At 65.1% G+C, this 13,327-nt stretch carries 12 protein-coding genes; 3 read left to right on the top strand and 9 right to left on the bottom strand.

The window, feature by feature from the left end; genetic code table 11:
• Positions 1-2,597, top strand: a 2,597-nt coding sequence (locus AC16XC_RS05050) for a glycosyl hydrolase 115 family protein (protein ID WP_484033555.1), incomplete at its 5' end; no start/stop codon positions are given.
• Here AC16XC_RS05050 and AC16XC_RS05055 read toward each other — a convergent pair.
• Positions 2,578-4,128, bottom strand: a complete 1,551-nt coding sequence (locus AC16XC_RS05055; RefSeq protein WP_484033556.1) for a PQQ-dependent sugar dehydrogenase — start codon at positions 4,126-4,128, stop codon at positions 2,578-2,580. The two genes, AC16XC_RS05050 and AC16XC_RS05055, sit on opposite strands and share 20 nt — an antisense overlap.
• 439 nt (positions 4,129-4,567) lie before the next feature.
• On the opposite strand from AC16XC_RS05055, the gene AC16XC_RS05060 reads away from it, so the two are divergent.
• Entirely contained in the window at positions 4,568-5,818 is a 1,251-nt protein-coding gene (locus tag AC16XC_RS05060) for a glycosyltransferase (RefSeq protein WP_484033557.1), read from the top strand.
• Positions 5,819-5,963: 145 nt separating this feature from the next.
• Here the strand turns inward: AC16XC_RS05060 and glnA are convergent, their stop codons facing one another.
• From glnA to AC16XC_RS05085, 5 genes are all read right to left on the bottom strand, one after another.
• Positions 5,964-7,373, bottom strand: coding sequence for a type I glutamate--ammonia ligase (glnA, locus tag AC16XC_RS05065; RefSeq protein ID WP_484033558.1), 1,410 nt, complete (start codon positions 7,371-7,373; stop codon positions 5,964-5,966).
• A 91-nt stretch (positions 7,374-7,464) separates the two neighbouring features.
• Positions 7,465-7,803 carry a P-II family nitrogen regulator gene (locus AC16XC_RS05070; RefSeq protein WP_484033559.1) on the bottom strand — a complete coding sequence of 113 codons (339 nt, stop codon included), beginning with the start codon at positions 7,801-7,803 and terminating at the stop codon, positions 7,465-7,467.
• A gap of 292 nt (positions 7,804-8,095) precedes the next feature.
• Positions 8,096-9,025, bottom strand: coding sequence for an N-acetyl-gamma-glutamyl-phosphate reductase (argC, locus tag AC16XC_RS05075; protein WP_484033560.1), 930 nt, complete (start codon positions 9,023-9,025; stop codon positions 8,096-8,098).
• Complete coding sequence (locus AC16XC_RS05080) at positions 9,022-9,384, bottom strand: hypothetical protein (RefSeq protein ID WP_484033561.1); 363 nt, start codon at positions 9,382-9,384, stop codon at positions 9,022-9,024. The genes argC and AC16XC_RS05080 overlap by 4 nt, the downstream gene beginning before the upstream one ends.
• Before the next feature lie 99 nt (positions 9,385-9,483).
• The gene (locus tag AC16XC_RS05085) at positions 9,484-10,893 is read right to left on the bottom strand and encodes a leucyl aminopeptidase family protein (protein WP_484033562.1); all 1,410 of its coding nucleotides are present in this window, start codon (positions 10,891-10,893) and stop codon (positions 9,484-9,486) included.
• A 90-nt stretch (positions 10,894-10,983) separates the two neighbouring features.
• Here AC16XC_RS05085 and map point away from each other — a divergent pair, with 90 nt between their 5' ends.
• Positions 10,984-11,808, top strand: coding sequence for a type I methionyl aminopeptidase (gene map / locus AC16XC_RS05090; RefSeq protein WP_484033563.1), 825 nt, complete (start codon positions 10,984-10,986; stop codon positions 11,806-11,808).
• A gap of 15 nt (positions 11,809-11,823) precedes the next feature.
• Here map and AC16XC_RS05095 read toward each other — a convergent pair whose 3' ends face one another.
• From AC16XC_RS05095 to AC16XC_RS05105, 3 genes are all read right to left on the bottom strand, one after another.
• Entirely contained in the window at positions 11,824-12,153 is a 330-nt protein-coding gene (locus tag AC16XC_RS05095) for a PilZ domain-containing protein (protein WP_484033564.1), read from the bottom strand.
• Positions 12,154-12,278: 125 nt separating this feature from the next.
• A complete protein-coding gene (locus AC16XC_RS05100) occupies positions 12,279-12,926 on the bottom strand; it encodes a heme exporter protein CcmB (protein ID WP_484033565.1) in 648 nt (215 codons plus the stop codon).
• 8 nt (positions 12,927-12,934) lie between these two features.
• Positions 12,935-13,327: ABC transporter ATP-binding protein (locus AC16XC_RS05105; RefSeq protein ID WP_484033566.1), on the bottom strand; the 393-nt coding region annotated here is incomplete at its 5' end.

A 13,327-nucleotide genomic window follows, 5' to 3' on the forward strand; every position in this document is an offset into this window, starting at 1 on the left:
CCATGCGACAGCTTTTTGCGATAATCGGAGTGTTGCTGGTGCTGGCGTCGTCGCCGGCTCTTGCCTGCGATGGGGAAGTCGCGGTTTGCCGGACGGGCGGCGAAGACAGCCTGGCGCTGATCGCCAACGGCGAGCCCGCCGCTGTACTGATCGATCCCGATGCCGATCCGGCCATCATGCGGGTGGCCACGGACCTGGCGAGGGACCTCGGGCGGGTTTCTGGTCGGGATGCGCTCCTGCTGGCCGACGCAACCGAAGTTGCCGGCGCGGTCGTCATTATCGGGGTGCTGGGGGAAAGCCCGCTGGTCGATGGCCTGGTCGCGCGCGGGCTGGTCGACGTTTCGGGCATCGGCGGCCATTGGGAGGCCTTTGTCCAGCAGGTGGTCGACAATCCGCTCGTCGGGGTGGAACGGGCGCTGGTGATCGCCGGGTCCGACCGCCGCGGCGCGATCTACGGCACCTACGACCTGTCCGAACGGATCGGGGTCTCGCCGTGGTACTGGTGGGCCGATGTTCCGGTCGAGAGCCGGGACGATCTCTACCTCACTTCCGGTTCACGGAATGACCGGCCTGGCGTGCGCTATCGCGGCTTCTTCATCAATGACGAGGACCCGGCGCTGTCGGGCTGGGCGAGGAAGCGCTTCGGCGGCGTCAATTCGGCGATGTACGAGCATGTCTTCGAATTGCTGCTGCGCCTCAAGGGCAATTACATCTGGCCCGCCATGTGGGGCAAGTCGATCGCCGAAGACGATCCCAGGAGCCTTGCACTGGCCGCCAATATGGGGGTGGTGCTCGGCACCAGCCATCACGAACCACTGACCCGCGCACATGTCGAATGGGACCGCGCGAAGGAAGCAGGCAAGGCCTCGGGCGACTGGAATTACGCGACCAATCCCGAGGTCCTGCGGCAATTCTGGCGCGACGGGATGGAGCGTTTCGTCGCCAGCGGCGGCGAGTCGGTCGTCACGATCGGCATGCGCGGCGACGGCGACGAGGCGATGAGCGAGGAGACCGCGATCCCGCTGCTCGAACAGATCGTCGCCGACCAGCGCGCAATTATCGCGGACGTCACCGGCAAGCCCGCCGATCAGACCCCGCAGGTGTGGGCGCTCTACAAGGAAGTGCAGGATTATTACGACCAGGGCATGCGGGTGCCCGACGACGTGATCCTGCTGTTCGCCGACGACAACTGGGGCCAGGTCCGCCGCCTGCCGCCGGCCGGCGCCGCGCCGCGCAAGGGCGGCTACGGGGTCTATTACCATTTCGACTATGTCGGCGGGCCGAGGAGCTACAAATGGCTCAACTACAACCAGGTAGCAAAAGTCTGGCAGCAGATGGACCTCGCCTGGCAACGCGGAGCGCGGGACCTGTGGATCGTCAATGTCGGCGACATCAAGCCGATGGAAATTCCCTTGAGCTTCTTCATGGAACAGGCCTGGGACCCCGAGGCGATGACGCTCGACGCTGTGAGCGGCTGGACCGAGAACTGGGCGGAACGGACCTTCGGACCGGACCATGCCGGCGAGATCGCGCGCCTGGTCACGGATTATTCGAGGCTGGCCGCCCGCCGCAAGCCCGAGCTGATCGACCCCGGCAGCTTCGCGATCGGGGAACTGGTCGACGGCAAGCAGGTGATGGGCGAATTCGATGAGTTGAGCGAGGAATGGTTCGATCTTGCGCGGCGCGCGCAGGAACTCGGCGGCGAAATCGAGCCCGCTTACGGCGCGGCCTATTTCGAGCTGGTCGCCCATCCGGTGCTGGCGCTCGAGAACCTCTACCGTATGTACCGCTCGGTCGCCTGGAACCGTGCGCTGGCCGCCAGGGGCGATGCGCGGGCCAACCTGTTCGCGGACATCGCCGAAGCCAGCTTCGCATTCGACCGGCAGTTGACCGATGCCTATCACGCGATCCTCGACGGCAAGTGGGACGGGATGATCAACCAGACCCATATCGGTTACACCAGCTGGGACGATCCCGACGAAGACGTCATGCCGGCGGTCGAGCGGATCGAAACGGACCTGACCGTCGAGGAATTGGCCGCGACGATCGGGGAAATGGTCCCGGGTACAAGCTCGCCCACCAATGCCGGACTGGAAATGGACATGGGGGTCCGCGCCGGCCCGGACGGTCCCGGCTGGACTTTCGTGCCCGATCTCGGTCGCACGGCGGGAGCGTTGATCTCCTACCCGCAGGGGCGGCCTGCGACCTTGATTGAGGACGGTGTGCGGATGGAGTTCCGGGTCGAGCTGGAAGGCGGCCCGACCAGGGTCGCGCTCTATCTGTCTCCGACGCTCGACACGCAGGACGAGGGCGGGTTGCGCGTCGGGGTCTCGCTCGACGATGGCCCGGTAGAGATCCTGAAGTCCACGCTCGAACCGACCAACGATCCCGCCGACACACAGGACAAGCGCGACTGGGAAGTGGCGGTGAAGGACAACGCCCATGTCCTGATCGCCGATCTCGGCGAGGTCACGGCGGGCGAGCATGTCCTCAAGCTCTGGCGGATCGACGACAATGTCGTGGTCCAGCGGATTGGGATCGGTCCGGAGCCGACCGGCGGGCGGTATCTCGGTCCGCCTAGGCAGGTTCCACGATAAAGATCTCGCCGTCGATATCGACGATCCAGAGATTGCCGTCATTATCGAGGCCGAACCCGACCAGCTGGTTGATCGACCCCGCATTGGGCGCAAAATCGGCGTTCTTGTTCTCGGCCTGGGTAATCGCGACCGTCCCCCCGCCGAGCAAGGTCGTGCGCCGCATCGCCCAGATATTGTCCGAGATGTAGTCGCCGAAGATATAGAAATCCTGGAGCGAGGCGATCGGCCCGTCATAGACATAGCCGCCGATCACCGAGGCGCCCTGGTAAGGGCCGCTGCCCTGGCCATATTCGGTGCGCGGGGCGACCAGCCCGGCCGGCCCGCCACCGCGATAATCGAGCGTTCCTTCCTTGAACGGCCAGCCAAAATTGGCACCTGCTCCCGAAGCGATCGAAAGCGCGTCGATCTCTTCGCGCGCGTCCTGCCCGACATCGCCGATGATCAGCGTGGTGCCGAAAAAGCCGTTGCGAAACGGGTTCCTCAGGCCCAACGCGAAAATGTAATCGTCGCCCGCGCCGCCGATAAAGGGATTGCCCGCGGCGGGCGATGCATAGGGCGTGGTCGTACTGACATCGATCCGCAGAATCTTGCCGAGCCGCGACGACGTATCCTGCGCGTTGTTGCCGGGATCGCCCGCGCCGCCGCCATCGCCGGTCCCGACATAGAGATGCCCGTCTGGACCGATCGCCATCCATCCGCCGAAATGATTGTCGTAGGTCGGATGGGGAATGGACAACAGCACATCGTAGGCGGTCGGCGGGGCGCCCTGGCCGACCCCGAGATATTGCCTGATCTCGATCGTCCGGTCGGCAGAAGTGGCAAAGACATAGAGCCGCCCGGTCGAGCCGTAATCCGCCGCCGGGGCCAGGCCCAGCACGCCGCCTTCGCCTGCCGTGCCGATGCTGCTGACCGAGAGGATCTGGGTCGTCGCGCCGTTGGCCGGATTGAGCTCGTAGACCGGCCCGGTCTTGGTCGCGACCAGCAACATGTCGTCGCCCGGGATGGCGGAAATGTCGATCGGCTGGTTGAGCCCCGAGACCACCCGGCGGACGGAAATCCCTTCCTTGCTGTTGGTGACGTTGACGGTGAGGTTGAGCGTGTCGGTCAGGCTGCCGTCGCTCACCCGCAGGTTCACGAGGTAGCTGTTATTGCCGTTCGAATCCTGCGGCCGATCGAAATTGGGGCTGATCGCCATGCTGAGCGCGCCGCCGCTGGTGATCGAGAACAGCGCAGAATCCGCGCCACCGGCGATCGAATAGCTCAGGGCCTGGCCGTCGGGATCGCTGGCGCTTGCCTGGTAGGCCAGCGTGCCGTTCTCGACCAGGCTGACCGACATGGGCGAAGTGAATGCTGGCGGTGAATTGCCCGGAGTGGGCGTGGGAGTTGGCGTCGGCGTGGGCGTCGGGGTTGGCGTGGGTGTGGGCGTCGGGGTTGGCGTGGGCGTTGGGGTCGGTGCGGGAGTGGGCGAGGAGCCGCTGTTGCACGCGGCGACGATCAGGCAAGCCGAAGCGAGAAGCAGGGTGCGGAGCATGGGGCAAGGACTATTGGCGCGAGGTTACCGCCACAAGCCTGTCGCAACTGCTTTGCACAGTCGCGGGGCGGGTTGCCGGACCGTGCCGAAAAGCCACACCTAGGTTGCAAGTTGCAATTTTTGTCGGAGCGATTCCGGCATTGGGTTGCAGTCGGATTTCGACGCGCCATATTCCTGCCACGCAGCAATGCAAAAGGCGGCACGATAAGAATGAAGGCGTTGAACCCCAGGCCGGTCGATGGCTTTGGCGGTCCAGGAAAACGCCAAGGGAATCATCCTCTTCGGAGGTTGGCGCCCAATGGTTTAGGGTCGGGATTCGGCGGGGCAAAACGCGGGATGCACACTTGTCATCCAATGGACCAACTGGAAGAAGGCAAAGCCAATCCCCTCAGCGCCTGTCGGGCAGGCTAGGAAAATATTGGCGCGACGGTAGGCAGACATGCAAATTAACGACGAGCGTTTGCTCATCTGTGACCTGACCCAGAGCTATTCGCCGCGCGGCGGTGGCGGCATCAGCACCTATCTCAGGGAAAAGCGCGATTACCTGCTCGCGCGGACCAATCATCGCCTGCTCCAGATCGTTCCGGGCCCGGAAGACAAGGTGGTCGAGAACGGCCGCCACATCTGGGTCGAAATCGGCGCCGACACAGTGCGCGGAAGCCCCAACTACCGCTTCATCATGCGGACCAAGAAGGTCCATGAAGTGCTCGGCCATTACCGCCCGGACCTGATCGAGAGCCTCTGCCCTTGGGTCCTGCCCTGGACCGCGATCAACCATCGGCGGGCCTATCCCGAAACCGCGCTGGTCGCCGGATACCGGACCGACTTTCCCAATGCCCATGTCTATCGGGTGGCGAAGGACAAGTTTGGCACGACCGTGGCCAGGGCCGCCAAGTGGCTGATCCTGGGCTATGCCGAGATCACCTATCGCGAGTTCGACCGGGTCTACACGTTGGGCGAAGACGCACGGAAGATGTTGGGCACCCGCGGGATCGACCGGACCGACATCCTCGACCTCGGGGTCGATACCGCCATTTTCGATCCGGCCAAGGCCGATCCGCAGTTCCGCGCGCGGATGGGCCTGCCGGGCGATGGTCCGCTGCTGGTCTATGCCGGGCGGATCGACAACGAAAAGCGCGCCGACCGGCTGATCGAGATGATGCGCCATCTGCCGCCCGAACTGGGCGCCGGACTGGTGATGCTCGGCGATGGCAAGCTGCGCGCGCAGCTCGAGGAGGAAGCCAGGGGCCTGCCGATCGCATTCCCGGGCTTCGTCGAGAATCGCGAGACCCTGGCGGTCGCATTGGCGTCGGCGGATATATACGTCTCGGCGATGGCCGACGAGACTTTCGGGGTGTCGGTGGTCGAGGCGCAGGCGAGCGGGCTGCCGGTGGTCGGGGTTGCATCGGGGGCGATGCCGGCGCGCGTCCCGCCGGGGCTCGGCCTGCTCGGTCCGGTCGACGATGTGGAAGCCATGGCCCGCAATGTCGAGCGCGTCTGGCAGGGCGATCACCGCGCGATGGGCCTCGCCGCGCGCAATTTCGTGGCCGACCGCTACAGCTGGGACCGGACCTTCGCCCGGCTGTTCAATGAAGTCTACCCGGCCGCGCTCGACCATGCCGCCGGGCGGCTGGGGCATCCGCCGCGGGTGTGGCGCGGAGACGGCAAGCTGCTGCGCCAGACCGGCTGAGGCGTTCGATCACTGCGAGAGAAAAGGGGCGCCCGGTTTCCCGGACGCCCCATTTCGTTCAACGCCAGAACCTGAAGTAGTTGGGTGGTCCTCCCTCCCCAGTGGGAAGGGCCATTCCAATCTTGACCGACGCCAATCCCCAAAATCAGCTGCTGTAATACATGTCGTATTCGACCGGGCTCGGCGTGGTTTCGAACCGCATAACGTCGGCCCATTTGAGCTCGGCATAGGCATCGAGCTGGTCCTTGGTGAAGACGTCGCCCTTGAGCAGGAACTCGTGGTCCGCCTCGAGCGCTTCGAGCGCCTCGCGCAGCGAGCCGCACACGGTCGGAACCTCGGCGAGCTCTGCCGGCGGCAGGTCGTAAAGGTTCTTGTCCATCGCCTCGCCCGGGTGGATCTTGTTTTGGATCCCGTCGATCCCCGCCATCAGCAGCCCGGCGAAAGCGAGATACGGATTGGCGAGCGGATCGGGGAAACGGAATTCCACGCGGCGCGACTTGGCGCCCGAGCCGTAGGGAATACGGCAGGAGGCCGAACGTTTGCGGGCCGAATAGGCCAGCAGGACCGGAGCTTCGAAGCCCGGCACCAGGCGCTTGTAGCTGTTGGTGGTCGGGTTGGTCAGGGCGTTGAGCGCCTTGGCATGCTTGATCACGCCGCCAATGTAATAGAGGCAGGTGTCCGACAGGCCGGCGTAACCATCGCCCGCGAAGGTCGGCTTGCCGTCTTTCCAGATCGACATGTGGGTGTGCATGCCCGAGCCGTTATCTTCCTTGATCGGCTTGGGCATGAAGGTCGCGGTCTTGCCATAGGCATGGGCGACCTGCTGCACGACATATTTGTAAACCTGGACCCGGTCCGCAGTCTGCACCAGCGTGCCGAAGGTCAGGCCAAGCTCGTGCTGGGCAGCGGCCACCTCGTGATGGTGCTTGTCCATCGGCAGGCCCATTTCCATCATCGTGGCGACCATTTCGCCGCGCACATCCATCATGCTGTCGACCGGCGGGACCGGGAAATAGCCGCCCTTGGCGCGCGGGCGGTGGCCGAGATTGCCGGATTCGTAATCCCTGCCGGTATTGCCCGGCAGTTCGATGTCGTCGATCTTGAAGCCCGACCCGTTATACCCGTCGTAGAACCTCACATCGTCGAACACGAAGAATTCGGGTTCGGGCCCGACATAGACGGTGTCGCCGATGCCGGTCGATTTGAGATAGGCCTCGGCGCGCTTGGCGGTCGAGCGCGGATCGCGGCCGTAAAGCTGGCCGTCCGACGGCTCGACGATGTCGCAATTCACCACCAGCATCGGAGTGGCCGAGAACGGATCGATGAAGACCGAATCGCAGTCCGGCTTGAGGATCATGTCGGATTCGTTGATTGTCTTCCAGCCCTCGATCGAGGAACCGTCGAACATCAGACCTTCTTCGAGCGCGTCCTCGTCGATCACCGCGGCGCACATGGAAAGGTGCTGCCACTTGCCCTTCGGATCGGTGAAGCGCAGATCGACCCATTCGATCTCCTCGTCCTTGATCCGCTTGGCGATTTCTTTTGCACTGGCCATTATTCTTATTCCTCCAATAGCCTTGAATTACCTGGATTGATCCTGCTCGGCCGGAAAGCCGGGCGGGTCCGCCCCCTAACCCGCAGTCCCCTCAAATGGCCGCATCGTCGCGTTCACCGGTACGGATCCGCAGGACGGAATCGACCGTGGTCACGAAGATCTTGCCATCGCCGATCCGCCCGGTCTGCGCGGCGGAGGCAATCGCCTCCACCACCCGCTCGGCCATGTCGTCGGAAACGACCACGTCGAGCTTAACCTTGGGCAGGAAATCGACGACATATTCGGCGCCGCGATAGAGTTCGGTGTGGCCCTTCTGCCGGCCAAAGCCCTTGGCTTCGACCACGGTGATGCCGGAAACGCCCACTTCGTGCAGCGCTTCCTTCACCTCGTCGAGCTTGAAGGGCTTGATGATTGCTTCGATCTTTTTCACTTGGTCACAGACCCCTGTATCAATCAATCCGGCACCTTAAGGACAGGCAGGCCGGGGTTTCGCAAGGAATCCCCGACATCGTCTCCTTCAAGAATCGTGCCACATTCCCGGAGAATCGCGCCAAGGTTCGTGCGGAGGGGATTAGATTATCCACAGGCCGCGGGAAAGCACGGAATCGCAAGTTTCGATTCATTGCCAATGGCTTGGCCGATGCGAAATGGCCGGTCCGCTCCCCGCGCGATGGGCAAATTTGAGGCAGGAGAATGCCTGAAATTTAGGCAAAGATTCGCGCCTAGAGCCTCAATCCCGCGGTTTCGGGCAGGCCGGCCATCAGGTTGAGCGATTGCACGGCCGCGCCGCTGGCCCCTTTGCCGAGATTGTCGAGCCACGCGACGAGGCGGGCCTGCGAGGCATCGGCATTGCCGAACACGAACAGCTCCATGCGGTCGGTCGGCGCCTGCGACCGGCGGAGCAGCAATTCGCCGTCGGCCGGAGCCTCGCCCATCGTCACGATCGGGCTGTCGCCGTAAAAGCTCGCCAGCATGTCGCGCAGCCGGTCGGGATTGGCCGCGCCCGGCATGGCCGAAAGCGGCAGCGGCACTTCGGTCACCATCCCGCGATGCGCCGGGATCACCGCCGGGGTGAACAGCGGCGGCAGCGCGAGCCCGCAGCGCGCCTGCATTTCGGGCACATGCTTGTGGCCAAGCGCCAGCGCATAGCCGCGCCAGGCAATGTCGCGATCGTCCTCGAACCGCTTGATAAGCGCCTTGCCGCCGCCCGAATAGCCCGAGACGGCATTGCAGCAATAGGGCCAGTCGGCCGGCAGCAGTTCGGCGCGCACGAGCGGCGCGATCAGCGCGATGAAGCCGGTCGAATAGCAGCCGGGATTGGAGACCCGCATGGCATTGGCGACTGCTTCGCGCCCGACCACTTCGGGAAAACCGTAGGTCCAGCCCTCGGTCACGCGATGCGCACTCGAGGCATCGATGACCCGCACCCTGCTCGCCGGATCGATCAGGCCGACCGCTTCGCGCGCGGCGTCGTCGGGCAGGCACAGGATCGCGAAATCGGCCTCGTTCAGCGCCTTGCGCCTTGCCGCCGGATCCTTGCGCCGCGCCTCGTCGAGCACGACGAGCTCGAATTCGCCCCGCCCGGCCAGCCGGTCGGCGATTTCGAGCCCGGTCGTGCCGGCCCCGCCATCGATGAACACCGAATGGGTCATGCAAACGGGTCCAGCAACTCGCTCAGCCGGACATAGCCGACCGGCCCTTCGAGTGAGACGCAGCCCCAGGCCCATTCGCGAGAGGTGTCGAGCACGTCGAAGCGCTGGCCGGGGGCGAGCCCTTCGATCACGTCGGATTCGTCGCTCGGCCCGGCATGGATGGTCGCGCCCATGTCGCCGGCCATACGCTGCAGCGGGACGACGTAATGCGGCACGAAATAGCGCCCGGCGAGGCCGATATGGGCGATGTCCCCGCGCAGCGGGACGCGCCTCGGATCGGGCTTGCCGACCGGACCGCCAAGGGCGAACGGGCCGGGCGGCACAGCCGCCGCGCCCGGATTGTCATTGCCCTTTGTCACGTCATTCCAACCGAATACATTCATATGGCCAGCAGCCCGAATTGAGGGCGCGCCTAGACGGCGCTCACCATAGGGGCAAGGTTAGCGGCAAATTCTTCCTCAACTGTAACGATTTTGCAGCATCGCCCAGGTCGCGCGCAATCCCAGCGCGTCGCCGCCCTTGGGCCGTCCCGGCTTGGAAGCCGGGCGCCAAGCGTAGGTGTCGAAATGGACCCAGTCGAGAGGCGTACCGTCTTCGCTGGCACCGACGAACCGGTCGAGGAACAGCGCCGCGACGCTGGCCCCGGCGAACCCGTTGCCGCCGGCATTGTTGAGATCGGCGATGTCGGATTTGAGATACTCGCGATAGCCATCGTAGAGCGGCAGCGGCCAGACTTCGTCGTCGACCGCCTTGCCGCACTCGACCAGCGCCCGCGCGGTCTCGTCCTGGCGCGCGAACAGGGCGGGAAGATCGGGCCCCAGCGCGACCCGGGCAGCTCCGGTGAGGGTTGCGAAATCGACCACCAGGTCCGGCTTTGCCTCAGAAGCGAGGGCGAGCGCGTCGGCCAGGATCAGCCGTCCTTCGGCATCGGTGTTGCCGATCTCGACCGACAGCCCCTTGCGCGATTTGAGCACGTCGCCGGGGCGGAAGGCGTTGCCGGAAATCGCGTTCTCGACCGCCGGAACCAGCAGCTGGAGCCGGACCTTGAGGCCCGAACCCATCACCAGGCCGGCCAGCGCCAGGGCATGCGCGGCGCCGCCCATGTCCTTCTTCATCAGTTCCATGCCCTTGGCGGTCTTGATGTCGAGCCCGCCGCTGTCGAAGCACACGCCCTTGCCGACCAAGGCGACGAGCGGGGATTTTTCGCTCCCCCAGGTGAGTTCGATCATGCGCGGGGCATGGTGGCGGCTGGCGGCCCGGCCGACCGCATGGACCATCGGGAATTCGCCTTCCAGGCGGTCGCCCTTGGTGACCTTGATCGTCGCGCCATGGGCTTTCGCCAGCGCTTCGGCCTCGGCCTCGATCGCCGACGGCCCCATATCCTCGGCCGGCGTGTTGACAAGGTCGCGGACCATGAAGGTCGCGCGCGCTTCGGCCACCGCCGCGTCGATCGCCTTGACCTCCTTCGAGAGCAGGACCCGCTCACCTTCTTCGTCCTTCTCGCCCTTGTAGCGATCGAACACATATTGGGCACATTGCCAGCCAAGCATCGCCTTGGCTGCGTCGCCCTGGGCGAGGCGATAGGTGCCGGCTGGCAGCCTTCCGGCCAGCGGGGCAAGGCACCAGCTTGAAAGCTCGCCCGGCTTGGCCACCCCGGCGGCAGCGAACCAGTCTCCAGAATCCCTGGCGCCATCGGGGACGATCGCGCTCTCGCCGGCGGCACCCCTGAACTTCTGCGCTTCGACCGCCGCCCGCTGCGGACCGGAGAGACCCTTGAGCCAGGCTTCGAACCCGGCCTTCTCGACCAGGTGGATATCGATCGCCTTCTGCCCCCTGTCGGGCCGGATCAGTGCATCTTTGTCGCTCATGCGCCTTCCTCTGCCCAAAAAGGAGGGTTTTCGCGAGCCCTATTGGCGAATGGCTCGCAATTTGGCTCCTTCATCGCTACATGGCGCGGCATGACGCAATATCAACTGGTTGAAGATGGCGACACCGTGCTGCGCGACGGCACGATCAAGCTGCACGGGCCCGAAGGCTTTGCCGGGATGCGCAAGGCCGGGCGGCTGGCGGCGGAGATACTCGATGCGCTGGTGCCGATGGTCCAGCCCGGGGTTACCACCGGCGAGCTCGACGATGCGGTGCGCCAGATGACGCTCGATGGCGGCGCGGTGCCCGCGACCATGGGCTATCGCGGCTATGCGCATAGCTGCTGCATCTCGCTCAACAATGTCATCTGCCACGGCATTCCCGGCGACAAGGCGATCCGCGAAGGCGATATCCTCAATATCGATGTGACCCCGCTGCTCGACGGCTGGCACGGCGACACCAGCCGGATGTACATTGCCGGCGAGGCTCCCCTGAAGGCCAAGCGGCTGGTCGAAGTGACTTATGAATGCCTGATGCTGGGGATCGAACAGGCCAAGCCCGGCAACCGGCTGGGCGATATCGGCGCGGCAATCCAGGCCCATGCCGAAAAGCACCGCTATGGCGTGGTCCGGGAATTCTGCGGCCACGGGCTCGGGCGGCTGTTCCACGATGCGCCCGAAGTGATCCACGCGGCGCGCGCGGGAACGGGCCCCGAGCTCAGGCCGGGGATGTTCTTCACCATCGAACCGATGATCAATATCGGCAAGCCGGGCGCGAAATTGCTCGATGACGGCTGGACCGCGGTGACCCGCGACCGTTCGCTATCGGCGCAGTTCGAACATTCGATCGGGATTACCGAGACCGGCTGCGAGATCTTCACGAAAAGCCCGAAGGGCCTCGACTGCCCGCCCTACTGAGCCGGGGGCATCCGGTCAGCCGAGCGATTCGACCAGCAGGTGCGGGATGGGGGAGAGGAATTCCACCCCGCATCTCGCGTCCTGCGTCCAGCGCACGACGCCTTCGACAACCACGATCCCGTCGAGCGAGAAGGTGAGATAGTCTCCGGCCACGAATTCCCTCTTGTGGTCGAGCAGGCGGCAGCCGCTGGTTGAGAGGTCGACCAGCCTGACCGAGGCATGATAGCTCGGCCTGCGGTATGCCAGGCTGTTGAGATCGACATCCCTGCGCCTGTGGCACCGACGATCGAATCCGCTCTTGCGGCTCTCGAATTCGTGATCCAGTGCGTATGCCAGGTTTGACATCCGGTGCTCCCCGATGGACTCGTCTTGTTATTCCATGGTCACAATGACGCCACTCGACTAACAAAAAGTGAATGTGAATACATATTTTTCCAGCCTCGCCGCGGGAGCTGGATTATCTCACGATTTCAATGGTCGCGTGCAGCCCGTACCGCCGCCCCGCCAGCGAACGGGGCAATCGCCAGGAGCGCCAGGCTGAGCGCGGCAGTGAGGGCCAATCCCCCGTCGCCGCCCGTCGAAAGTGTCCCCGCGCCGAACACCAGGATCGGCACCGCCAGCGGCACCAGCAACAGGCCCGCCAGCGCCGCGCCGCCTCGCAATGACGCCGTTAGCGCCGCGATGGTCACCCCGATCGCGGCGAGCCCCGGCGTGCCGGCCAGCAGCCCCAGTTCCAGTTTCCAGAGCGTTTCCGGGTCGATCCCGACCAGCGCCGAGGCGGGAATCGCGGCCAGCATTAGCAGCGGGCCGAAGCTCAGCCAATGGGCGAGGATGCGCAGCGCGATCACCGCTTCCTCGGAAATTCCGCGCAGCGCCCATTGGTCGAAGAAGCCCTGTTCGAGATCGGGCGCGACCAGCCGGTCGAGCGGCAGGATCGCTGCCAGCAGCGCCGCGACCCACAACATGCCGCCGCCGGTCCTGGCCAGCAACGGCGCGTCGGGGCCGATTGCGAAGGGATAGACCATCGCGACGCTGAGGAAGAACAGCAGCGGCAGCAGCGTGCCGCCGCGCTTCCCGCCCGGCATGAGCAGCGCCAGGTCGCGCCGGAAAATTGCCATGAGCGCGCTCACTCGGCGTAATCCGCGAGTTCGATCCGGCGCAGCCCGGCAAGCTCGAAACCCTGGTGCGAAGCGATCAGGGCGATTCCGCCTGCTGCGCAATGATTGGAGACCAGCGACTGGGCGAGCGCCACGGCATCCTTGTCGAGGCCGTTCAGCGGTTCGTCCAGCAGCCATAGCGGGGCCTGCTGGCCGACCAGCCGCGCGAGCGCGGCGCGCTTGCGCTGGCCGGTGGAGAGGAACCGCACCGGTACCTCGAGCAGGTCCGCGAGGCCGAGCTGCGCGATCGCGCCGTCCCGCGCAAGCGAGCCAGCGCCGTCGATATCGTTCCAGAATGCCAGCGCCTTGCCGAGCGGCTGGTGCTCGTCCAGCGCCGGGTGCTCGTCGAGCAGGCCGATCGC

The sequence above is a fragment of the Candidatus Andeanibacterium sp. genome, assembly GCF_057143545.1.